At 38.1% G+C, this 21,579-nt stretch carries 19 protein-coding genes and 1 pseudogene; 5 read left to right on the top strand and 15 right to left on the bottom strand.

Annotated features, from left to right (window positions below):
* Nucleotides 1-4: 4 nt before the first annotated feature.
* The 3 genes from IWX76_RS00380 to IWX76_RS00370 all read right to left on the bottom strand — a co-directional run bounded on the left by IWX76_RS00380 (nt 5) and on the right by IWX76_RS00370 (nt 5,638).
* On the bottom strand, nt 5-3,184 hold the full coding sequence (locus IWX76_RS00380; protein WP_196857878.1) for a SusC/RagA family TonB-linked outer membrane protein: 3,180 nt from the start codon (nt 3,182-3,184) through the stop codon (nt 5-7).
* Nucleotides 3,185-3,240: 56 nt separating this feature from the next.
* Nucleotides 3,241-4,137, bottom strand: a complete 897-nt coding sequence (locus IWX76_RS00375) for a dihydrodipicolinate synthase family protein (RefSeq protein WP_196857877.1) — start codon at nt 4,135-4,137, stop codon at nt 3,241-3,243.
* A gap of 382 nt (nt 4,138-4,519) precedes the next feature.
* On the bottom strand, nt 4,520-5,638 hold the full coding sequence (locus IWX76_RS00370; RefSeq protein ID WP_196857876.1) for an NtaA/DmoA family FMN-dependent monooxygenase: 1,119 nt from the start codon (nt 5,636-5,638) through the stop codon (nt 4,520-4,522).
* Nucleotides 5,639-5,849: 211 nt separating this feature from the next.
* Here IWX76_RS00370 and IWX76_RS00365 point away from each other — a divergent pair, with 211 nt between their 5' ends.
* Nucleotides 5,850-6,875: an LLM class flavin-dependent oxidoreductase gene (locus tag IWX76_RS00365; protein ID WP_196857875.1), complete on the top strand. Its 1,026-nt coding sequence runs from the start codon at nt 5,850-5,852 to the stop codon at nt 6,873-6,875.
* A 17-nt stretch (nt 6,876-6,892) separates the two neighbouring features.
* Entirely contained in the window at nt 6,893-7,237 is a 345-nt protein-coding gene (locus tag IWX76_RS00360; protein WP_196857874.1) for a winged helix-turn-helix transcriptional regulator, read from the top strand.
* Here IWX76_RS00360 and IWX76_RS00355 read toward each other — a convergent pair.
* From IWX76_RS00355 to IWX76_RS18115, 3 genes are all read right to left on the bottom strand, one after another.
* Complete coding sequence (locus IWX76_RS00355) at nt 7,224-8,390, bottom strand: hypothetical protein (RefSeq protein ID WP_196857873.1); 1,167 nt, start codon at nt 8,388-8,390, stop codon at nt 7,224-7,226. The genes IWX76_RS00360 and IWX76_RS00355 overlap by 14 nt on opposite strands.
* Nucleotides 8,391-8,398: 8 nt before the next feature.
* Nucleotides 8,399-9,040 (bottom strand): DUF6266 family protein, encoded by a 642-nt coding sequence (locus tag IWX76_RS00350; RefSeq protein ID WP_196857872.1) that lies wholly within the window; start codon nt 9,038-9,040, stop codon nt 8,399-8,401.
* 472 nt (nt 9,041-9,512) lie between these two features.
* Entirely contained in the window at nt 9,513-9,767 is a 255-nt protein-coding gene (locus IWX76_RS18115; protein ID WP_196857871.1) for a helix-turn-helix domain-containing protein, read from the bottom strand.
* Between the two features lie 115 nt (nt 9,768-9,882).
* Between IWX76_RS18115 and IWX76_RS00340 the strand changes: the two genes are divergently transcribed.
* Nucleotides 9,883-10,464, top strand: coding sequence for a Crp/Fnr family transcriptional regulator (locus IWX76_RS00340; RefSeq protein WP_196857870.1), 582 nt, complete (start codon nt 9,883-9,885; stop codon nt 10,462-10,464).
* 142 nt (nt 10,465-10,606) lie between these two features.
* The gene (locus tag IWX76_RS00335; protein ID WP_196857869.1) at nt 10,607-10,954 is read left to right on the top strand and encodes a hypothetical protein; all 348 of its coding nucleotides are present in this window, start codon (nt 10,607-10,609) and stop codon (nt 10,952-10,954) included.
* A gap of 30 nt (nt 10,955-10,984) precedes the next feature.
* Here IWX76_RS00335 and IWX76_RS00330 read toward each other — a convergent pair whose 3' ends face one another.
* The 4 genes from IWX76_RS00330 to IWX76_RS00315 are packed head-to-tail and all read right to left on the bottom strand — an operon-like array spanning nt 10,985 to nt 17,296.
* Nucleotides 10,985-11,944, bottom strand: a complete 960-nt coding sequence (locus IWX76_RS00330; RefSeq protein ID WP_196857868.1) for an HNH endonuclease — start codon at nt 11,942-11,944, stop codon at nt 10,985-10,987.
* Nucleotides 11,945-11,956: 12 nt separating this feature from the next.
* The gene (locus IWX76_RS00325; protein ID WP_196857867.1) at nt 11,957-15,100 is read right to left on the bottom strand and encodes a DUF3427 domain-containing protein; all 3,144 of its coding nucleotides are present in this window, start codon (nt 15,098-15,100) and stop codon (nt 11,957-11,959) included.
* A gap of 10 nt (nt 15,101-15,110) precedes the next feature.
* Nucleotides 15,111-16,967 carry a DNA/RNA helicase domain-containing protein gene (locus IWX76_RS00320; RefSeq protein WP_196857866.1) on the bottom strand — a complete coding sequence of 619 codons (1,857 nt, stop codon included), beginning with the start codon at nt 16,965-16,967 and terminating at the stop codon, nt 15,111-15,113.
* Nucleotides 16,964-17,296: a nucleotide pyrophosphohydrolase gene (locus IWX76_RS00315; protein WP_196857865.1), complete on the bottom strand. Its 333-nt coding sequence runs from the start codon at nt 17,294-17,296 to the stop codon at nt 16,964-16,966. Before IWX76_RS00315 ends, IWX76_RS00320 begins: the two co-directional genes overlap by 4 nt.
* Before the next feature lie 213 nt (nt 17,297-17,509).
* On the opposite strand from IWX76_RS00315, the gene IWX76_RS00310 reads away from it, so the two are divergent.
* Entirely contained in the window at nt 17,510-17,992 is a 483-nt protein-coding gene (locus IWX76_RS00310) for an ASCH domain-containing protein (RefSeq protein ID WP_196857864.1), read from the top strand.
* Nucleotides 17,993-18,248: 256 nt separating this feature from the next.
* Here IWX76_RS00310 and IWX76_RS00305 read toward each other — a convergent pair.
* The 5 genes and pseudogenes from IWX76_RS00305 to IWX76_RS00285 form a co-directional block, all read right to left on the bottom strand.
* Nucleotides 18,249-18,599 (bottom strand): annotated as a pseudogene (locus IWX76_RS00305) (mobile mystery protein B); the annotation flags it as partial.
* Between the two features lie 12 nt (nt 18,600-18,611).
* Nucleotides 18,612-18,845, bottom strand: coding sequence for a hypothetical protein (locus IWX76_RS00300; protein WP_196857862.1), 234 nt, complete (start codon nt 18,843-18,845; stop codon nt 18,612-18,614).
* Entirely contained in the window at nt 18,836-19,294 is a 459-nt protein-coding gene (locus tag IWX76_RS00295; RefSeq protein WP_196857861.1) for a mobile mystery protein A, read from the bottom strand. The genes IWX76_RS00300 and IWX76_RS00295 overlap by 10 nt, the downstream gene beginning before the upstream one ends.
* A 267-nt stretch (nt 19,295-19,561) precedes the next feature.
* Nucleotides 19,562-19,897 carry a low molecular weight protein tyrosine phosphatase family protein gene (locus tag IWX76_RS00290; RefSeq protein WP_196857860.1) on the bottom strand — a complete coding sequence of 112 codons (336 nt, stop codon included), beginning with the start codon at nt 19,895-19,897 and terminating at the stop codon, nt 19,562-19,564.
* A gap of 211 nt (nt 19,898-20,108) precedes the next feature.
* Nucleotides 20,109-21,329 carry a hypothetical protein gene (locus IWX76_RS00285; protein ID WP_196857859.1) on the bottom strand — a complete coding sequence of 407 codons (1,221 nt, stop codon included), beginning with the start codon at nt 21,327-21,329 and terminating at the stop codon, nt 20,109-20,111.
* Nucleotides 21,330-21,579 lie beyond the last annotated feature (250 nt).

The following is a 21,579-nucleotide window of genomic DNA, read 5'->3' as shown; positions in this document are numbered from 1 at the left end:
TAACCTAAAATGTCAAATTTGCACCTAATACAATTGTTCTCGGCACTGGATAACGACCATTATCCGTACCACCATCTTCAGGATTCTGCCCTACATAATTTGTAAAATAATGTAAGTTACTTCCCGAAAGATTCAGTCTCAACTGACTGATTTTCAACTTATTTAACATCTCCTGAGGCACTACATAACTTAATGTCACTTCTCTCAATGCTAAATAATCACCTTTTTCATAGTAATGTGAATTCCCTCTAAATATATTGCTCCTTGCCTGCTGGTCGGCCCAGTAAAATCTTGGAACATCGGTTATATCACCTTGTTTTTTCCATGATCGCAGTACAGTGGAAGAAAGACCATTTTCACCCTGGAATTGCCCTACACTAGCTGCTTCTGTGTAATTGTAGATGACATGTCCAGCAGTATAGTCTAAACGCACTAACAAGCCGAAATTTTTATAATTGAAATTATTGGTAAAACCACCAGTCCATTTAGGATAAATATTACCTACATAAACACGGTCACGAGAATCAATCAAACCATTGCCGTCCACATCTTCCCAATTTACATCTCCACCATATTTAGTCTTATCAGCTAGAGGAACCATAGTATCTGTTGGCCCTTTAGCAGCCTCTGCATCGGTAGCATAAATTCCTGCTTGTTTATAGGCATAAATATCTCCCGGTTTTCCGCCTTCCTGTAATCCCCCCATCCAGGCATAATCGCCAATTTTAGGATCATAGACATAATCGCCACCAATACGATTAAACGCGATACCATTATTTGGCAATTCCAGAATTTTGTTTTTGACTTTTGCTGCGTTAAATGAAACATTCCATCCAAAAGTTGAGCTTTGAGGAAACACGCGCGCTGACAACTCCAGTTCTATCCCTTTATTTTCTAAGCTACCCAGATTGGTCAGTATACTTGCAAATCCGGTTGAATGCGGCATAGACATATTGGTCAGCAAATTATCAGTTACACGACGATACACATCCAACATCAGGTTTAGCCTGCCGTTAAAGAAACCTAAGTCCGTACCAAAGTTTAAAGTTTTAGATTGCTCCCAAGTTAGAGCAGGGTTTGATAAAGCTGTATTTTGTACCGCTGCAGCACCGTTATACTGCGCCCCTACGGTGTATTGCCCTTGCGCATCATAATAACCTAACTGGCCTATATTTCCATTCACACCATAACTCGCTCTAAGCTTAAATTGTGATACTTTATCCGAAACACCGCTCCAGAAAGCTTCCTTATGCACATTCCAACCGGCGGAAATACCAGGAAAAAAGCCCCACTTTTTATCTCCCAAATTCGAAGCACCATCATAGCGAAGATTAAAGGAAAGCAGATATTTTTCTAAATAGTTATAATTTATTCTCGAAAAATAACCCATTATCCTAAGTTGACTTTCCAAGCCGCTCACCGAAACCGGCATCGCAGATCCATTTAATGTTGGTATTAGATCCGAAGCTGCCCCTCTTCCTGAAGCTAAAAGACTGGATTTCTCTGTCTGAAAGTAAGAAAAGCCTAATTTTGCCTCTAACTCGTGTTTTTCGAAAAATGTTTTATTATAAGAAAATACACCTTCTGCCTGATGTTGAAGCGTTTTGTTGTACCCTGCACTGGCTACTCTTGAATCGATATAACTGGCTGGTCCGTTATAATAAGCCCCTTGAAACGAACGATTGTCATCTGTTACCTGATAAATGGATACTTGTGGTGTAAAATTCAAATCTTTGGCGATATTCCACTTTCCACCAACAGAAACGGTTAGGTTATCTGTACTGTTCTTGGCGTCAATTGTTGACTCATAATAAAGCGGATTACCAATTGTAGCCCCCAAACCAGGTGCTAAACTACCATCCTCATACGTATATTTTGCAGTTGGCGCTAAAGCTAAAGATCTGCCAAACATATCACTTTCTTTTCCGAACACTTGTGTATTGCGCATGTTAGAGTATAATACACGGCCAAAAACACTAAGGTTATCAGTAGCCTGCAACTCACCGTTCATATTTAAAGTCAAACGCTTATAATCAGTAGAAATCGCAATTCCTTCATTATCCAAGTAACCTAAACCTAGATTGAATTTTGCTTTTTCACTTCCTCCAGATACAGAAAGGTTATGGTTGTTGGATTTTCCAGTACTGAACAACACATCCTGGAAATCCGTATTTTTGAAAATTATCGTTCTGGTAGGATCTGTAGGATCAACCATACTGTCCCAGCCTTCATTTAATTTATAGCTATTTTCTGGGGTTAGGTATTGGGTAGTGTAAGCTGATTTATTTGTTAAATCATTTCCAGCACCACCGCTGGTTGCGAGGCCTAATTTTACCAGCTGAGTTGGGTCCTGATCAGCACGTGCAGCAATCCCCATTCTTTGATAGTAAATGAAATCCCTGGCATTCAGCATACTATATTTCCTTTGTAGGCTTGATATCCCTAAGTCATATCCATAATTGATCTGAACAGTACCTGCTTTTCCTGATTTTGTAGTCACCAAAACAACCCCATTAGCTCCCCTTGCACCATAAATAGCAGTTGAAGCGGCATCTTTTAAAACCTGTAAAGATTCAATATCGTTGGAATTGAGATTATTAATATCAGTGCGTATAATACCATCTACGATATACAAAGGTGCAGCACCGTTTGGATTGTTAATAGAAGTTCCTCCTCTTATAATCACCCGTGGTGCGGCTCCTGGCTGACCAGAGGTGCTTTGCACGCGAACCCCCGGCAATGTCCCCTGTAAGGCAGTAGCCACATTGGCAAGAGGTACATTCTCTAATACACTCATATCCAACTTGGAAACTGATGTAGTGAGTTTTTCCCTGGATTGTGTTCCATATCCAATTACAAGAACTTCTTCCATCGTCCTGCTCTCCTCTTCCAGAACCAGATTAAATACCCTTTTATCTCCTACAACTAACTCTTGCGTCTTTTTCCCTATGTAATTAAAAGTTACATTGCTTTGTTCAGAGCGAACCTCCATAGCAAAATTCCCATCGTTATCCGTGGAAGTTAAATTAGTGGTCCCTTTCTCCGTAACAATCACCCCCGGAATACCTTGTTTTTGCTCATCAGTAACTTTTCCTTTTAATTTTACCTGGGAAAAGGAAACACTGGCAAAAAGAAGCATTGAAAAGGTTAATAATACTTTGTAAAAATTTTCATTCAATTTCATACTTATTTGGTTAATAACTTATTGGTTTATATTTGGTTAATTGCTGATAAACGTTGTTAATCTTGCAAAGTCTGATCTAATGAAGCTAGAATAGCGGAAACCTGACTTTCTGTCCAACCTAGTTGGCCACGACCTAAAGGAGATATTGTATTTCCTATATTAACCTGGTGCTTAATTAGCATTGCTTCTTTAAGAAAAGTCCAGATATTTGGCAACACCAGTTCGATAATCTCCTGAAACTTCAACATAAATCTGCGCGCCAACTGAAAATTACCTTGTTGAAACTCATGTAATACATATCTACATTCATGCCCCCAGAGGTTATAAAAAGTACCAATTGCCCCAACAGTACCAGAAAGCGAAGCCTGGCAGAATAATTCATCTGCCCCACTAAATAATTTTAGCTGATCTTTAGCTATATTATGTACGCGACTAATTTCCAGCAAATTTCCTGTTGTCAGTTTCATACCTTCGATAAAAGGAATTTTTAGAATAGATTGAATAAATTCGCCGAAATCCCCAGGAATTACACCCAATTGATAAGGAAAAAATGGTAGTTGTGCCGCTTTTGCGATTTCTGTATAATGATGAATTGCCATTTGCTGACCTCCAGCGAAATAGATCGGCCCTACTGAGGAAACCGCTGCAGCACCAGATAATGCCGCATGTTCAGCCAATCGAACCGACTCCCTGGTAGTTAAACAACCAAGTTGCGCCATTACTGGTATCCTTCCTCCAACACAATCTAAAACAACTTCCAATACCTCTTTTCGATCCTCTTCACCGAACAACACACCTTGCCCCGTTGAACCTAAGACATACAACCCATCTACACCTTGTTTTACCAAAACCTCACACAACTTGCTTAGTTCTTTTAATTCTGGCCTTTCATTATTACCAACAGGAGTAATTAATGCTGGCCATAGGCCTTTAAATAAATCTTCTTTATTCATATTACTTTATTTTATTTGTACATATGTACTACATATGTAAATATATATAAGTTACTGTTAGAAAAGAAAATATTTTTTTATGAATGGATTTATATTTTAATTTGGTCACGTTCGAACCGAGCAATATGAAATGCTTACTTTTCATCGCTCTGGATTTATTATAAGCCTCATTTTCACAGAGGACTTAAAATTGACAGGGTCAACTAGGTATGGCAAACCGGATATCACCTATATTCCCATGAAAAAGGGATTCATGTATATGATGGCAATTATTGATTTGAAAAGCCGGTTTATCTTGAATTGGAGTTTTTACATACTATAGACGCTGCCTGTACTTTATCCAATCCTTTAACTGTTAGTATATTGAGTAATACCTCGATATTTAATTTATTTTTCTATAAGGCGGATTTGGAATTTCAAGGTTCCCTCTTAGCGTATCCGCTTCATATTCTGTTCGGAATATCCCACGTTCCTGTAAAATTGGAACTACTAATTCAATAAAGTCCCGCAAGCCGTGCGGATGATCCTGCCGCAATAATAGCATGTCCATTGCTCCAGCTTCATACCATTTTTGGATCTGATTAGCAACTGTCTCCGCCGAACCGAAGAACAGAGGCCTTGGTAAACTGTTTCGGGGGCTAAGTTTCATCAATTCTAAATATTTTTCTATAGCCTCATTCTCTGTTTTACCAACGATTGGATTCTGTGATATGGATATAATAAAATCTTCCCGACGCCTGCCCTTTAGCGACAGCTTTTCTCTAATTTTGTCTGCCACTGCCACTGTATCATTTAAGTCTTGTCCATGAGTAAAAACACCATCAGTATAACTAGTTGCAATTTCCATGAAGGTTTCAGATGTGCCTGCTGTATAAAGAACTGGTCTGCCTTGAACCGAACGGCTCAGGTTTAAAGGGCCATCTACAGAAAAGTATTCTCCACGATAATTGATGTTGTGCATCTTATGATGATTAAAAAAAATTCCACTTTCTTTATCACGAATAAAGGCGTCGTCTTCATACGTATCCCATAAGCCTAGCACAATCTCTATAAATTCCTTATTCATGGGATACTGGTCTGCTTTACCCAAATGTCCCCGACTAAAATTGACCATTCCTCCAGGGTTTGAAGTAATGGCATTAAGAGAAGCCCGGCCTTTACTGAGTTTGTCTAACGATAGAATCTGCCTTGCTGCACTGTAAGGATCGCCATAAGATGAAGCAATGGTAGCAGAAAGACCGATGTTTTTGGTCTTCATACTAAGCGCAGACATTAAGCTGACGCCTTCAAACATACTCAAATAGTGAGGTATATTTCCTGGGCCCACGTGACTGACATCAACCAAAAATAAGGTATCAAACTTAGCCGATTCTGCGAGCTGCGCCTGTTGAATAAAGTAATCAATGTTTTCGCTGGCATCAGCAGGAATATCAGGATGTTGCCAGGCCATAAAGTTCCATCCCAACCCATCTAATACGGCTCCTAATTTTAATTTCTTCATATCATATCACAAAATGCAAAGTTAGATAAAAATACCTTTCCTTTTGATAGCGCTTACCTAAAGGAAAGCAAAAAGAAGCCAATATTGTCTTATACATCTCATAAATGACCATTAAATACAGTTTCTGAATAATAATTACTTTACTTTGTAAAGTACAATTGAAATGTGATTTATATTGTTTCAATCGATCACTTGCAAAGAAGAAATCATAATGAACAGAAAAATAGCGTATTCAATTTTAGAACTTGCCATAGTTTCAGAAGGCAGTAGTTTTAAGGAAACATTAAACAATTCGCTCACCCTGGCGAAAGTTGCTGAAGAAAATAATTACACAAGATATTGGTTTGCTGAACATCACAATTCCGATGCGGTTGGAAGTTGTGCCACGTCTATTCTGATCGGCTATGTAGCAGAAAATACAACAAAAATAAGAGTCGGATCAGGTGGCATTATGCTTCCAAACCATTCGCCGTTGGTTATTGCAGAACAATTTGGAACATTAGCGCAATTATACCCTAACAGAATAGATTTAGGCCTTGGAAGAGCTCCTGGTACAGATATACCTACTGCGCAAGCGATCAGGTCTGATTTTATGAACGCTGCCCAATCTTTTCCTTTAGAAGTGGAGAAAATTGAAAATTACTTTTCAGTTGATAACAAAAACTCAAAAGTAAGAGTTCCAATCGCTGAAGGTGTCAGCGTACCTATTTATATATTAGGGTCAAGTACCGATAGTGCCCATCTTTCTGCTAAAAAAGGATTGCCCTATGCTTTTGCCAGTCATTTTGCATCTACTCATTTACATGCGGCTTTAGCTATTTATCAAGAAGAGTTTCAGCCTGCAGACGGTTTAGAAAAACCCTACACCATCGCTGGGGTCAATGTCATCGTCGCTGATACAGATGAAGAAGCTGAAAGGTCCTTTACTTCTTTGATCAAAATGTTTGTTGGCGTACTGACGGGGAACTCGCAACCACTGCAGCCTCCAACAGCAATGACCAGTGATTTAAAGGAGATCTTAAAGCACCCCACAGTGCAGCAAATGTTAAAATATTCCTTTGTTGGAAGTAAAGAAGTCGTAAAAGAACAGGTGCGGGATTTTATTGAAGCGACGAAGGTTGATGAACTTATTATGGTTTCCAATATCTTTGCACTAGAAGATCGTGTGAAATCAGCAAAACTATTTGCAGAGATCATCAATGAGATTAATGATGAACAACCTATTCAAAAGCTTTAAGCAATCAACTTTATATAATGGCAAAGAAAAAACCTTACAACGACTGCTTCAATACGGTTAAACCAGTTAGAGATGCACTTGAAGTGATCAACGGAAAGTGGAAGCTTTCGATTATCATTTCCGTAGGCGTAGGAAATGAGCGTTTCACAGACATTCAAGATAGCATTCCTGGCATTAGCCCAAAAGTATTGGCAAAAGAGTTGAAAGAATTGGAACAGCACAAATTGATTAAACGAATCGTGATCGAGGATTATCCTGTCAAGATCGTCTATAAATCTGAAGAATATGCGGCAACACTAACACCTATCATCTATGCCTTAAAAGAATGGGGAATTAATCATAAGAAGGTTATTGTAAGTTAAACTCCTTACCCACTATCCGTTGCATCCTACCTAAAGCCGCATTCACATTCTTCGCTGTGGATTGCACCACTTGCCTATACTTAGACCCCAAACTATTAGCCGACAAATAAGCATTGCCGATCCCTGGCGTCTGAAAATGCCTTGCAATAAACAGCAGCAACTCCGATCGTGGACAAGCGATAATCACCTCCGCCTCAATAAGCAGCCTCAGCAGGTAGGCTAAAGCATCGGCAGATAAAGAAACCTTGATCCGATATTCAGGTAATTGTGGTGTCGCAATCAAACCTTTTTTCGTTAATGGCGGTTGCCCGAGTAAAGCGATCCCCTGTTTCTTTTGTAAGTATCGAATCTCCGCTTTAATAAAGGAAGATAAAACAGCTACCAAACTCGGGCTTTGGGGGTCAAAACTAGCGGCACCGCGCTCCTGCTGGCCTTTGATCACCTTCTCCAGGTGGTACAATAGCTCAAATTTGTCATTGCCATTATATACCTTATCAAGATTTTCCAACAACCGTGATTTGTAATAACCCTCATAACTTGCCGCATTAAAACGCAAATACAATAGATGTTCCATCACAATCCGGGTAAAATCTTCTGCCTGCACATCCCGGCAAAGGTTGATCAATGACAGCTGCATGTGCTTCATGTAGACCAGGCTTTCATAACTGGCCTTTCCAGATTTTAGGAAAGCATTAAAACACTTTAACATTAATTCCTGTAAAGGCAAATCAACCGATTTTCTTTTGAAACCCGTACTCAATAACTTCATCTGGTCTTCCATCTCCAACAACACTTGCTTCAACTGGCGATTTGGCACCTGGGCTTTTAAGCAGAAGAATTGGCAGTGGTGCGTTTCAAGATAAGCTAAAACGGCTACCAGTAAATTCACCATAGCTATTTGCAGCGGGCAGTTGCTATGCTCCTGCTGCTCCAATAGGTTGAGCAGCAGGAGACATTCATATTGGGTCTGCTGAAGATGCCGCTTCACCAGCTGATCCGTTTCCTGGCTAAACACTTCTTCCCGTATCGCCTGAAACAGACCGTCACTAATTTGCGTGATTTCCAGTAAACGTTTTTTTACCAGCGGCGCAGTCAGCGCTGCAACTTGTTCAGCAACCATCGATTCCTGTACCAGCGCTTTCAATTGTGTCATATGGCGGTTCATAGGGCAATAAATTTACCGAGGAACTGGCTATGCGACGCCATTCGCCTATTTAGGGAGTACAGCCCAATATAAACGGCAATCTCCTTTCCTATAAATTTCGAGCTAAAATTTATGGTACAATGCAGATCAGAACGCTCCGTAGCCCCTATAAAGCCATCTGCCAATTCAATTTCAGGACATAAAATGGCGACCATTACCTGGTCATCATAGGCGCAGTTACTTTTCCAATACTCCACGGACCAGGAAATCGCTAAGACTTGGGATACTGTCTGTGTGATCTCTACCTCATCAAGTTGGGATAAACGGCCCGCACTTATCGTCAGCTCACTTAAGTCTACCTGTAAATCAGGGTAAGTGCCAGAAACGACCCTATCGGAGGTCCGGGCGAAAGCGACATTAAGTTCCGATTTGTGGATTGCCAACTCGTTAAATCCTGCTTTAAAAAAAGGATTGAGCGGTTTGTTGAGCTTATGGACGAACTTGAATTTCTCTCGTATCGCAAGCTGTGCAGCAGTAGGCGGCTTATTGCTTTTATGTGGAGCCTGTCGCACATAGTTGATGCCTTTCCAGGTTGCTGTTACTAAATTGCCTATTTTTCCGGTAACGGGGCCAAATAGCCCTTGTTTTAAAATTGCCATAATAGTTAGTTGTTTGAGTGAAATAAATTTATTTGGGGCGTAGCTGTGCTGTACCTTAACCAGACCTTATTGTGATTGGCATTGGTGTCCTTTGCTAGTACCGGCCTCATATGCACCTCGCTTCGGTTTTGTGAAACAAGGTGCGAAGGAGGTGCAAGGCGGGTAGCCCTGTGAACGGCATATTTTATAAGCCGTATGCGAGTTATTCTCTTCATTATGTTATTCATTTTCTTTTGGATTAGAAATCGAAAGTATATGATAGCATGGAAGAAACCTAGTCAGCAAAGGGTAATGACCGGATTTGACTGGATATGACCGGATTTGACCGGTATATAGCCAGCATGTTTTTAACTAAAAAAAGATTTTTGGTAATTTATTTCACAAATTAAATAATTTACTTACCTTGAGAAGATTAATAACCAAATATTAACGCTCATGAATACTCTATTAATCAAGGCTACAATCCCTGTAGCTACAGAAACCGTTTTAAATCAGATTTCCGGTAATAGTGTTTATTCCCAATTATCTGATATTCGATAAGTTTTTCCTTTCTCCATCTAAATAATGTCTTATCACTGATCTGTAAAAGACGTTTGGCATCAGCATTATCTAGCAAATCATCATTTGGACAACTTTCAATGATTACCTGATTAATTTGTAAACGATCTTGAGTCTCGCTAACGATTTTTAAAATCTCAACAAGTAGGTTATATATTTTTAAAAGCATAAGACCGTCATCATAAATTATTAATTAATTAAGTTTCTTTATTACAAATAAATTTCTAAACAATAATAAATTAGTTATACCTAAATAAAAACCAATTAATATTATAATTATCGTTATGAATCCTGAAAAATTTATTAGCTATCTGAAAGCCCATGGTGGTTTGCCAAAAACGTTGGAAAGTGACCTGCTCAATCGCTGTGAACACTTTAGTGTGGCGGAAAGAACTGTGATCATTGAGCCAGGCCATCTTTCGAAATACATTCATTTTGTTAATGAAGGTCTATTCAGAACGTTCCGTAAAAACGAAGGCCTAGAAGAAACTATGGCCTTTACCGGTCCTAACCAATTCATAGGTACCGGGCAAGGTTTTCAGGATAGCAAATTCAATGAAATTGGCGTGATATGCCATGCAAAGGGCAATGGGGTGAAAATAAGGCAACTTGACTGGCAGTTACTTTGTGACGAAAATTCTATGTTTTTGGAATTATCCAGGAACCTTTTACATCAGCGAATGATAAAATTCGAAAGCGAATCCATCATCTATAGAACGGGCGAAACTGAGCACAAAGTGGATCAACTTACCGGACTGCACCCCGGCATTATGGAGGTCGTGGCCAGAAAGCACATTGGGAGTTTCTTCGGTGTAACCGAACAAGCCATCTCCAACCTTATTTGCCTCAAGAAGAAACGTTCTTAAAAAAATCTATTTAGATGATAAATAAGGAGATAGAAACATAATATAAATTGTTTTTTCGTTTTTTGTAAAAAGTCGTTTTTAAAAAAAACCAAGAGAGTGATCTATAATTTGAAATACTAAAATTTTTAGTATTTTTGCCTTTATGGGAGGAAGACCAGAAAAACCGCACAAACCATTATTAGGATATATACCAAACTATATTGAATCCGGTCCCAGGTCTATTGATCTGATTAGGATTGTTGTGAACAAGGCAAATGCCAAACGGTTATGGATATTTGAACCTAAAGTTAAAAGGTGGTGGACACCGGAAGAATTCATGTCACAGTATGAACGTTTTGAAAACCTTGACCCAAAATGGATTGAAAACCTGCAGGTACGAGATCCGTTGGAAGGAATTGAGGCGGCAGACGTACAGATTAAAAGTATCTTAGATCGTAAAGCTATCTTGATCCAAAAGATTGTGGACTACTGGAAAGGGAAGAAATGCTGAAATTTGCAAATAATAAACGACTCAGGCATCCTAACCCTTAAACACATTCTGCCGGTGCCAAATCAAACCAGCTACAGCTGGATAGTGGTTTTCATTAACAGGTAACAACATATCCTTTCCTGCTAATTGCTTGAGCCCATAGGGATGGGCATCATCTTCAATTACATGTGTGGAAACCAAGATTCGGTAATCATTACTTACACTTACTAATCCCCTATCAAATGCCCTATGCAGGTTCGGGCAAAGCGCTATACCATTATTAACCTTATCGTTATGCGAATAGCTGAAAGGAACAATGTGGCAAGCATCGATAAAATTATAATTAAATGTACTCGTTAATTTCATCCCAGTGAAACTACATTGGTTGTTATAAGTCTTTGGAACTAACTGTTTGAAGAGACCGCTATGAACAAACATATCTTCTTCTGTGTGAATACTTACACGTCTATATTGTGCTTCAGGCTCATTGAGCACATCGATAATCTGATCATGCAGATAGCCTTCGCCAGTCTGTTTCATTGATAAGTAATTGGCCTTATGTTCTGGGAAGTAATCATCCAACAATAAATGTTTAAGGCTAATTCTCGACTGCTTATTCATTAACAGTAAAAACAAGTCCTCCGCAAAATAGCCATAAGCACAAACCGCAGCTAAGGTGTTAACAGATTTGATATGGGCATTAATCTGACAGCCAGGGTAAGCCTGCAGAAACCAAAACGGAACTCCAGCTACTTTCTCGCTTTGTAAATAATAAAAAGGTTGCGTAAAATCCGCATGATGCAAGGTTGGCACGAGTAATTGCCAGTTCTCTTTGAAAGTGCCCACTAAATTAGCATTTACTTCGATGGCATTTCTAACTACCAGGCCCTTATCAACTAATTCGATGATGCTTAATAATAAGATAGGCTTATGAGGTGCAATCCCATATTTCGTATTTCCCCGTTTTAGTCGAGAAAATGCATTCATGTATTTTTGTAATAATTCTTCCAAGTCCTTGTGTATTTAACCTACTGCCAACTTCCCACTCTCTTTCCAAATGTAAGCAGGCATTGGCTCCTGAAGCTTCCACTCCACATTCATTGGCTTTTCCCCACTGGTTTTGATAAAATCAGCCTTACCCAAAAACACATAAGACATCGTATTCCCAAACTCGTCCTCATTCTGTTCCCTCACAAATATTAAGATGTTTCTACCAAGGATACGTTGAGTAATATAAGCTTTACCGGATGCGTTATCTGGCGATGCCCTGTTTTGAGACTGCCAATGGAAAAGCGATTCGCTAATGGCATAATTGTCATATAAGGTAGTTGGTGAATATTCCTTTTCTGACTTCTTTAACGTAACGAATAGCGCTTCTGTATTTAGTTGTTTATTCAAGGCAACTCCTTCCCTATTCGACGACTTTTTATCGAATCGATGGAACTGTAAAGCCGCTAAAATTTCATCGCGGTTATACCTGCTGTGCATTCGTAGAGGCATTTCGTAATCTAACTCGATCTCTTTCTCTATAAAATCAACTTTATTGATCAAGATGGCAATCACCTCTTCAAGTTCTGAAATCATCACAGGACATGTCAGCAAGGCTGTTAGGCTTTCATCGATGGAACCAAACTGTAACTTCGTTCCCGCATCAAGCCACATATCATAATGAAACATCAGTTGAAATAACTGTTCTTCTTGGCTAGGGTTTGATAAGATGAAGTTTTTAGCAATCAGTTTTTGTATGAAACTAAAGTAACTGATGGAATTACCTTGCATTAATCGCTTAATGCAACGCCCTATTTCCTTTTCATAAGGCTCATTAAAATCAGCTATCACACCTGCTTCGGCGCATAACTTTTTCCAGCTACTTCTTTTATATACCTGTGCCAATTCCAGTTGATAGAAAGCACAAAAATTAGCAAGGGTGAGCGCTAACGTAGATTGATGACCGAAGTTAATAATCTTGGTCGCCAATTGGTTCCTGTTTAAATTGATTGCCTTTTTGATGTTCTGAATAATGACATCCTTTGCCTTTTTCTCCAAAATAATCGAACAACCAAGCGGAAGATGAGGAAAATCATCTTCAATTTCCTTTATAATTGATGTATGAGTTTTCCCTACTAAAGACCTGAACTTATGTTCAAAATCGTATTCCGCTCTGGCCTGGCCCACAAAGTCTAAAACCGTTAGGCAGTCTTTATTATCCGCTAACCTCAATCCCCTACCCAATTGCTGCAAGAAGATCGTTAAACTCTCTGTAGGCCTTAAAAACAACACAGTATCTAATTCAGGAACATCCACCCCTTCATTAAAAATATCTACGACAAACAGGTAGTTGATTTCTTTATTTCGTAAACGTGATTTGGCGGATGCGCGTTGTTCTTTTGCGTTTTCACTGGTTAAATAGTCTGCTTTTAACCCTGCAAAAATGAACTTCTCGGCCATATATCGGGCATGCGCTGTGCTCACGCAAAAGCCTAGTGCCCTTACATCATTTATATCGGTGAGGTACTTATCACAGTTGGTCAGGATGTCTGTAACACGACGATCATCTTTAGTATAGATTTTGGTAAGCTCCTTACTTTCATAACGCCCATTTCTCCAAGCAACGGTATCTAGATCTATGGTATCCGATAAAGCAAAATATTGGAATGGGCAAAGCAATTTTCTATTCATTGCCTCTGGAAGTCTGATCTCTGCAGCAATAACATTACAGAAGTCTTTTAAGATGTTGTCGCCATCCATCCTTTCTGGTGTGGCTGTTAGTCCAAGTAAAAGCTGAGGAGCAAATTTCTCCAAAATTGGTCTGTAGCTAGTAGCCGAAATGTGATGCACCTCATCTATGATGATAAAGTCGAAAAAGGAAGCTGACAAATCGAGTTCTGCTATTCGATTATTTAAGGTTTGAACTGATGCAAACACATGGTCATATGATGCTGGCTCTAGGCCATCTACCCATAGTTCACCGAAATTCGCATCTCTCAATACATGTCGAAAAGTCTCTTGAGCCTGAATTAAAATCTCCTTTTTATGTGCGACGAATAGAAGTCTTGCACGGCTAGATTTGTCTTTAAATCTTTTGTAGTCAAATGCTGAAATGACTGTTTTACCAGTCCCTGTAGCTGCAACAAGTAAATTTCTAAAGCGTTGATGAACAAACCGCTCTGTTGCCAACTTATCTAAAATCTCAATCTGGTAAGGATATGGTTTGAGGTCAAAAAAAGTAGTAATACCTATAGCATTGCTGCTTTCTTTTGTAATGGCACGGTGTAAACGTTCCTTATCGACTCCAGATTTATAATATTCAAATTCTTTATCTTCCCAGTAAGTATCAAACGTCTTTTTAAACTTATCAATGATATGTCCTACTTCTTTGGTGGTAACTTTTAGATTCCACTCCAACCCATTCGTTAATGCTGATCTGGAAATATTCGAAGAACCAATATAACCAGTATCAAAACTGGAGTCTCTTAAAAACAGGTATGCCTTGGCGTGAAGACGCTCATGTGCAGTGTTGTACGACACCTTGATTTCCGTGTTTTTTAATCCGGCCAGGAATTCGACAGCCTTCACATCCGTTGCCCCCATATAGGTGGTGGTTATGATTCGCAATTTCCGCCCACTATTTGTAAACTCTTCCAATTCTTGCTTAAAAATGCGGATCCCGGAAAACTTTATAAAGCTAACGAGCCAACAGATCTCATCAGAAGATAGGATTTCCTTTTTTATTTCGCTTTCTAAGGATATGCCAGAGTTGCTTCCTGTGAAGAGCTCACTTTGACTTAACCTGGTATATGGCATGATTTGTTTTATCCTTTCCGCTAGGTCGGGATAAGGAAAATCTACTTTATTAAATACCGCTTGCAGGAGCTTGCCTTCATTCTCAATTAGATTTTCTGATAGCGTGAGGTCTGGTAATTCGCGAATCAGGACCTGCACTATTTTATTCGAAATTTCAATCTTCTTGAGAATGTCACCATCGCCCTTAATAGAGTTTAAAGCGAAGTTGATGGTTTCGGATAAGTACTGACTTAAGTATCTGGATGCCTCGGCTTTGTCTAAGGCTACGCTGCTCACATAGAAGGTATCTTGTTGAAGTTCCTGTAGCTTACTACTGACGATCTTGGTAATTAGTTGTTCGTAGATTCCTTCTTGTAATGGCATAGACTCTTTTTTAAACTATACTAGCTTTAAAATAATCACTCGTCTCTTGATCCGTACAATAGATATAACAGCCTTTCATTCCACGGGTCATTAAGGTACGATAGGTGTTTTTAATAATTTTATCTAGAATTTTGAGAGAACCCTTTGGATCTTCTTTCAACATCTTCTTATAGCCTCTTACCGATGAATCATTTTTAGAGCGCTTTGTTGGATTAGTCACCACCATACCATCCCTGATGACTAAGTCATCTCCTATGATCACACCTATATAGTCAACTTCCAAACCTTGGCAAGTATGGATACAGCCAATTTCATTTACAGAATTTGGGCTTAAAATCCAAAGGCTTCCATCTGTAGTCAAGTTCCAACGCATTGCAAAATCAAAATCCTGGAATACGATATCATATTCGTTAGGGTTTTTCTGACTTTTCCAATCCCAGCAGTAGCCAGCGACCATTCTTGCTTTGTTTTTAGCTTTATTTTTATCAAAGATCAAATCCCGCAATTCAGTTGGCGAGTCACATACTTTAAAGTCATAATCCTTATGATTCAAGACTGGGTTTGCTGTTTCTTTTATTTGTAAGGAATGATCTAACCATGCCAAATAGCCATCTGAACCATTACAACGAAACTGAGAACTTAAATCTAATTGATGAACTTTTGCACCAAGCGCTGATGCCCAATTGATAATTTCTTTTTTCTCACCAATATCATGTAGTGTTACTTTTTGATCCTCATCAATAAAGAATACCGAAAATTGCGATGACTTTATTATTTCTTTAATTTGATTTTCACCAAGGTTTTTAAACATCCCAGACTTTGCATTTAGCCGGTGGGCTTCATCAACTAATAAGGCATCAAATGTGTTTTCTGGAACATCTACATACGCGCCAGATCCCTTGAATAAATTTGAGATCACTGTCTTTCTAAGCGTTCCCGTCAATTTGCTTTCATAAACACTTCGCGGAGCTGCATTCTTAGTCACGTATTGGGCAAGCAGGCCTTTTTTAGTGAGTGCAACCAGTAAGTTAACGGCTACCACCGATTTGCCTGTACCAGGTCCCCCCTCAACAATAAGCACGTTTTTATTTGATGATGAAGATTGGGTAGTTAAAGCCAAAGCAGTTTCATAAACCAGCTTTTGGTCATCTATGAGAATAAACTCCTGATTGCCTTTCAGCATTGAAGCCAAGCCATCCGCTAAACTTTTAGAGGGTTTGATTCGACCATGGTCAATACGATACATGATATTGTTCTCGTCACCATATTTCACAAATTGCTTGATGAAATCCCTAAGCTTTATGGCATCAGGTTTCAAGAACAGGGGTGCCTTATTGATATACTCCCCATAAAATGGATGAGTGATTACCCCGTCATCTACATAATTATGGAGGTAAGCGCAGGGTTTAAGCTGAATATGATCTTCATATACAGTTTCGTTGAACCCGTTTAACAGGGCTGCATAAGACCAGACTTGGTAACTTGGATGTGGTGTTTCTGTAATCCTGTTTTGGAAATATGTTTTAACGATACTATCCTTTTCAGTTAATTCTGCAACAGACCACTGTTTTAGTTCAATGAGTACAGCGTGATCAACCCGATTAGCATCCTGACCGGTTAAAATAAAATCTAGACGTTTAGAGGTTTGTGGAATATGATATTCAATGGCCACACTGCAATTATCAGGAATAGCTGTGTCCTGAAGAACATTACTCATAAATTGCAAAGAATTACGCCAGGAATTTAGTTCTCCTAAACCGACTTTTTTATTTCCATAGGTCATCATTTCTTCCTTTACAATATTCTCTATATCGTTTGAAAGGATATCATAAAGGAAACCAGCCTTGGTAGCTTGGTATATGATCATTCGAGTTCGTTATATTTCTTAGAGGTACCTTTTGATTTATCAACCGGGTACTTTTCGGCGTTCTTTTTTATTTTATTTAGGACAATTTCATTAATATCAAACTTGTAGCTATCAGCTAATAACAAGGCGTACGCTAGAACATCAGCTAATTCATCTTTGACTTTTTGGACGTCTGCTTCCTCTGATTTCTTCCAAAGGAATAATTCGTTTAATTCTGCTGCTTCAATAGATAATGCCAGAGCTAGATCCTTTGGGTTATGAAATTGCTCCCAATCTCTTTCGTCACGAAAATCGACAAGTGCTTTTTGAAGATCATTCCAATTATTCATTGTGCAATATAACCCTTTCATTTTTCTTTATGTTATCGGAATTAATTTTCACAATCCTTTAATGACTAGACCAAATTAAAGCGAGTGAAGAAAGTCAATGCTATTTGCATTGGCTTTTTCATAATTTAGCTGTTAATAAAAAATATAACCAAATTATATTCACTTCACGGATCTGCAAGTTGTAATGCATTTTAACAAAAAATAGAATTATAAATGACAAACGACAATATTAAAAATTCTGTTGAATTATTATGGAAAACCTTTCTTAAAGAAAATCCAGAAAATAAATTAAAAAAAGAACCGATTTCTTTTTATTTCTGTGACAATGAGAATGATGCAAATGAATGTGCTGAATTAGTTGTTAAAGGGATTAAACAGGCAACAGCAACTTCACTTTGGTGGTATGAAAAGAATAATGAAAGATTACCAAAAGTAGGAGACCAATACATAATAACCGATTGGAACGGAAATGCGAGAGCAATAATTGAAACAACTAGAATAACACTTACACCTTACAATGAAATAACGACAGAATTTGTAAGGATTGAGGGAGAGGGCGACAAATCTTTAGAATATTGGAAAAAAGTTCATCTAGCATATTATACAAGAGAAATGGAACCTTATGGGGAAAATTTTACAGAAGATATGATTATCATTTGTGAGCATTTTAAAACAATTTATCGAAATATGTACTAGCCACTACTTGATCTGACAATAGGATGCTTTTTAAAACTGTCCGACTCGTTATCTAAATATAAAAAATTTCCTGCTGAAACATCGTAGGTCTTTTTACTGCCATATTTCATTGTTTTTACACTAAAAAAATGAAAATCAGGCCATTAAAACAAATTTAAAGTACTGTTTTATATTATAAAATATTAAAAATAAATATGCTATGAAATATTCCTTTAGTAAGTCTATTTTGATAGTTGAATATTAAGCCTTAGGAAGATCAGGATCGGGCAAAGTCCAGCAGAGGTAGATATTCGTGCTGATCTGCTCGCTTGACTGCCTTTATATAAACTGTTCGGGTATTGCCTGCTTCAGAGAGGTTGGCAGCTCCCCAGGAAAATGGCAGCATACCATATAGCTTTTCTATAATAATATCTGCCATTAACCTGCTGTGTCGCCCGTTACCGTTAGGGAAGCAATGAATACTTACCAGTCGATGTTTGAAACGTATAGCTATTTCTTCGGATGGGTAAGTATCGTTTTCTATCCAATACAAAACATCATCACAAAGGACTTTAAGTTGCATAGGAATTTGATATTTATCCACCCCTAAATTTTTATCCGTTCTTCTAAAAGTCCCTGCTCAACTCCATATATTGCCATACATACGGTTATGCAGGTTACAGATAAATTTTTCAGTAAATACCTGTTTGGGTTTGAATTTCTTCCCCATTACCCACTGTAAAGCTTCCTCTATATTTAGCTGTTCAAATTCGTCTAATTCGGCCTTAGTGCTGATCGTCTCAATTAATAGGCCCTCTTTTTCCTCCTCATCAATAGGGGTTTGTCCCTCGATATATTCTAAATCTAATCCCATAAAGATTTAGGCATTTCGTTTTTAATGATGGCTGTTCGTTCTTCGATAGCTTTTTGAAGTCGTTGCTTGGAGTTTTCTTGATCTTCCAACTTCATTGTGTTGGATGTTCTAGAAACAATGCGCAGTGCTAGTTCTTTAGCTTTACGTTCAATTAAATCCTCTATAGTGCCATCTTTAGGCACCAATCCATATACTAGCTGCATATCAAGCGCATTAGCGGTTTCCTTTAGATTGTTTAAAGTAATGCTGCCTTCTTTTTCCCTGGTTTCAATTTCTTGGACACTTTGTTTGGTAATAGCTAATTTGTCTGCTACTTGTTGTAATGACATCCCAAGGGAAATTCTCACCGTTTTTAGCCAGCCAATATCTGGATGTGGAATTTGAATAGCTGCTCTAAATCCCTTTAATTTATTGTCTAATTGTGCGATTTGTAATTTTTTCTTATTCATAATGTAAGGTTATAACCTGACAAGCAGTACTTAAAAGTAAGGCTATTACCTGACATATACAAGTAAAATATCAGGCTATAACCTGACAAAATATATGATTATCAATGCGAATCTTCAGTTCATCCATAATTTCATTGCTATTCTCATATTCAGAAATTAGATATAGATCACTAATAGATGTACGTTTAAACAATTTAAATATGATAGATGTACAAATGGTTTGAATAAGAAAGAAGAAATGGCTATAATTAATTGCCATTATAAGAGCTATGGTCGAGGATAAAGATAAGGCGCCAACGTTGTTTCAAGCATATTAACCAAGTCAGTATCCATATATTGATATTCATCAGGTATGTCCAATACAACAATCTGTTTACCATTTAACAAAAAAGAATATTTTTGATTCAACCATTGTTTATGATGCTTTTCCATCACAAATATCAAATCTGCCCAATTCACAAGTTTTTCATTTACCTTAATTCGAGCAGAACTTGAAGTACCAGCCGACCGAACGTTGAAACCTTCAATATTTTTAAAGATATCTTCTGCTGTTTTGCTTCGCCATTTATTTCGACTACAAATGAAAAGAAAATTGCTTACCATTTTACTTACTTACCAATACAGAAATTACAAACAACTAAACACCAATTGATTTCGAAAAATATGAAACAAAAATAGATTCAAATTTAACATCCGTCGTCTTCTCGCCAGTTATGTGGAAAACTTTGGTAAATATAAGCCATTGCAGGAACCTAGCTTGTATCCTTTCAATTTTTTCTTACAAATCATAAGAATTGGAATTTAGAAGATTACTTCAAGAATTAGGTACTGTTATAACCAGGGAAAATTTTTCGTTTAAGCTTTCCCTTCCCAAGTCAATAGTTATAGTTTTAAATTCCCAAGTTCGATGTATGTGTTCATTTTCAGCTTTAATCTCAGATTCAAAGTCAAAAAAAACTCTTTCATTACTATCGGGACCGAATATGTTAACCATCCTATCAATAATCTTTCCCATTTCCCGATAGTTGGGCTCAGAAAGGTAGGATGTATCACTTTTGCACAAGATATAACGAGTTGCCTTTTCAGAAATCTCTAAAAGGAAAGCGTCAAAAAAGTTAAAATATCGGGACATTTCTTCCAAACGATAGACTTCGCCCCCATCATCCAGTGTCCCTAGGTATTTTCGCTCGGAATTTTTCGCATCATAGTTGACCTTAGTGAAAAGATGAGAATGATCCACATCGGTGTCGATCCCAATATCCTCCAGCAGTTCATTACACTCCTGAACACTGACAATGTGCGTGGAGACATCATACATATGGTAAAGAATGGCTGATTTATCCCGAAGCCCCTTATCGTTAGTAACCAAGACATCACAGTACCTAGCGTAATAGGAATGAAGAGCATCATTTAACAGATTTCCATATCTGTTTTTCTTTCCTAGTTTCTCCTTACTAATTCCTAGCATATCTAGCACATGATAGGATAAAGTATAGAATTCATAATATGGAACCTTGCTTTTATCCTTCACATGAACCGAGTCTTTAATGAATTCTACAAAAGTCTTCTGAAAGAAGGAATCTTTGAAGTCATCATTTAAGGTGAATTTATTCTGCTTCATTTCATCTAATTGGTGCCCCAGCCCTGTTTCGATAAGATTACGAAGGTTCTTGTAGGTCATCCCATCGGTCATCATGTCCTTCGTCAGGTTTGCTAACCCCTTGGTAATATCCAAAAACGAAGGGTTGCCATCTTTACCATTGAAAAATCGATCGATCATTTCTTTCTCGACACCCGACTCTAACATGGCTCGTTCAACCTGTATTTCAGTCATGTCTAAGGTTGCTGAAAGATGTTTTTTAAAAGCAACGATCTGATGGTCATCGTCGTCTGAAGGCTCAAAAAAATTCAATAGTTCATCGAGCGATTCATCTACTTCATCATCAAACACCATTTTTGGCGTAGCCAAATAAAACGAGGAATGCTGATTGATGGCATGATAGGACAGATAATTATCACCAACAAGTGTTTCCATGAAGCTAAAGTCCTCAAATTTCATGTCACTGGAATCATTTTTCTTGTCCCGGATATGCGCATTTGAAAAAAACTATGTGACATTGTCTCTATACTTTTCCAAAAGCTCTTTCAGCAGCAAATGCGCAGGATCTTTTGGATCTCTCAGATTACTAAAGACATTTGAATCCAGGTAAATACGCGGCATAAGACACTAGTTTATTGTTAGCTAAATAGAATGATTGACATTCCACTCGCCTTTCTCTAGGTTA

This window comes from Pedobacter sp. CAN_A7, from assembly GCF_015752175.1.
Classification (GTDB): Bacteria; Bacteroidota; Bacteroidia; order Sphingobacteriales; family Sphingobacteriaceae; genus Pedobacter.
Note: the sequence above shows the minus strand (reverse complement) of the source record. Positions and strands in the feature narration are given on the sequence as shown.

What these genes read in the sequence shown, in the direction of transcription:
- IWX76_RS00315 (WP_196857865.1), bottom strand. Translation starts at nt 17,296, where the DNA reads ATGAATAATTGGAATGATCTTCAAAAAGCACTTGTCGATTTTCGTGAC.
- IWX76_RS00295 (WP_196857861.1), bottom strand. Translation starts at nt 19,294, where the DNA reads ATGAATAAGAAAAAATTACAAATCGCACAATTAGACAATAAATTAAAG.
- IWX76_RS00340 (WP_196857870.1), top strand. Translation starts at nt 9,883, where the DNA reads ATGAATCCTGAAAAATTTATTAGCTATCTGAAAGCCCATGGTGGTTTG.
- IWX76_RS00335 (WP_196857869.1), top strand. Translation starts at nt 10,607, where the DNA reads ATGGGAGGAAGACCAGAAAAACCGCACAAACCATTATTAGGATATATA.
- IWX76_RS00290 (WP_196857860.1), bottom strand. Translation starts at nt 19,897, where the DNA reads ATGGTAAGCAATTTTCTTTTCATTTGTAGTCGAAATAAATGGCGAAGC.
- IWX76_RS00320 (WP_196857866.1), bottom strand. Translation starts at nt 16,967, where the DNA reads ATGATCATATACCAAGCTACCAAGGCTGGTTTCCTTTATGATATCCTT.
- IWX76_RS00380 (WP_196857878.1), bottom strand. Translation starts at nt 3,184, where the DNA reads ATGAAATTGAATGAAAATTTTTACAAAGTATTATTAACCTTTTCAATG.
- IWX76_RS00310 (WP_196857864.1), top strand. Translation starts at nt 17,510, where the DNA reads ATGACAAACGACAATATTAAAAATTCTGTTGAATTATTATGGAAAACC.
- IWX76_RS00360 (WP_196857874.1), top strand. Translation starts at nt 6,893, where the DNA reads ATGGCAAAGAAAAAACCTTACAACGACTGCTTCAATACGGTTAAACCA.
- IWX76_RS00325 (WP_196857867.1), bottom strand. Translation starts at nt 15,100, where the DNA reads ATGCCATTACAAGAAGGAATCTACGAACAACTAATTACCAAGATCGTC.
- IWX76_RS00355 (WP_196857873.1), bottom strand. Translation starts at nt 8,390, where the DNA reads ATGACACAATTGAAAGCGCTGGTACAGGAATCGATGGTTGCTGAACAA.
- IWX76_RS00375 (WP_196857877.1), bottom strand. Translation starts at nt 4,137, where the DNA reads ATGAATAAAGAAGATTTATTTAAAGGCCTATGGCCAGCATTAATTACT.
- IWX76_RS00350 (WP_196857872.1), bottom strand. Translation starts at nt 9,040, where the DNA reads ATGGCAATTTTAAAACAAGGGCTATTTGGCCCCGTTACCGGAAAAATA.
- IWX76_RS00365 (WP_196857875.1), top strand. Translation starts at nt 5,850, where the DNA reads ATGAACAGAAAAATAGCGTATTCAATTTTAGAACTTGCCATAGTTTCA.
- IWX76_RS00300 (WP_196857862.1), bottom strand. Translation starts at nt 18,845, where the DNA reads ATGGGATTAGATTTAGAATATATCGAGGGACAAACCCCTATTGATGAG.
- IWX76_RS18115 (WP_196857871.1), bottom strand. Translation starts at nt 9,767, where the DNA reads ATGCTTTTAAAAATATATAACCTACTTGTTGAGATTTTAAAAATCGTT.
- IWX76_RS00370 (WP_196857876.1), bottom strand. Translation starts at nt 5,638, where the DNA reads ATGAAGAAATTAAAATTAGGAGCCGTATTAGATGGGTTGGGATGGAAC.
- IWX76_RS00285 (WP_196857859.1), bottom strand. Translation starts at nt 21,329, where the DNA reads ATGGAAACACTTGTTGGTGATAATTATCTGTCCTATCATGCCATCAAT.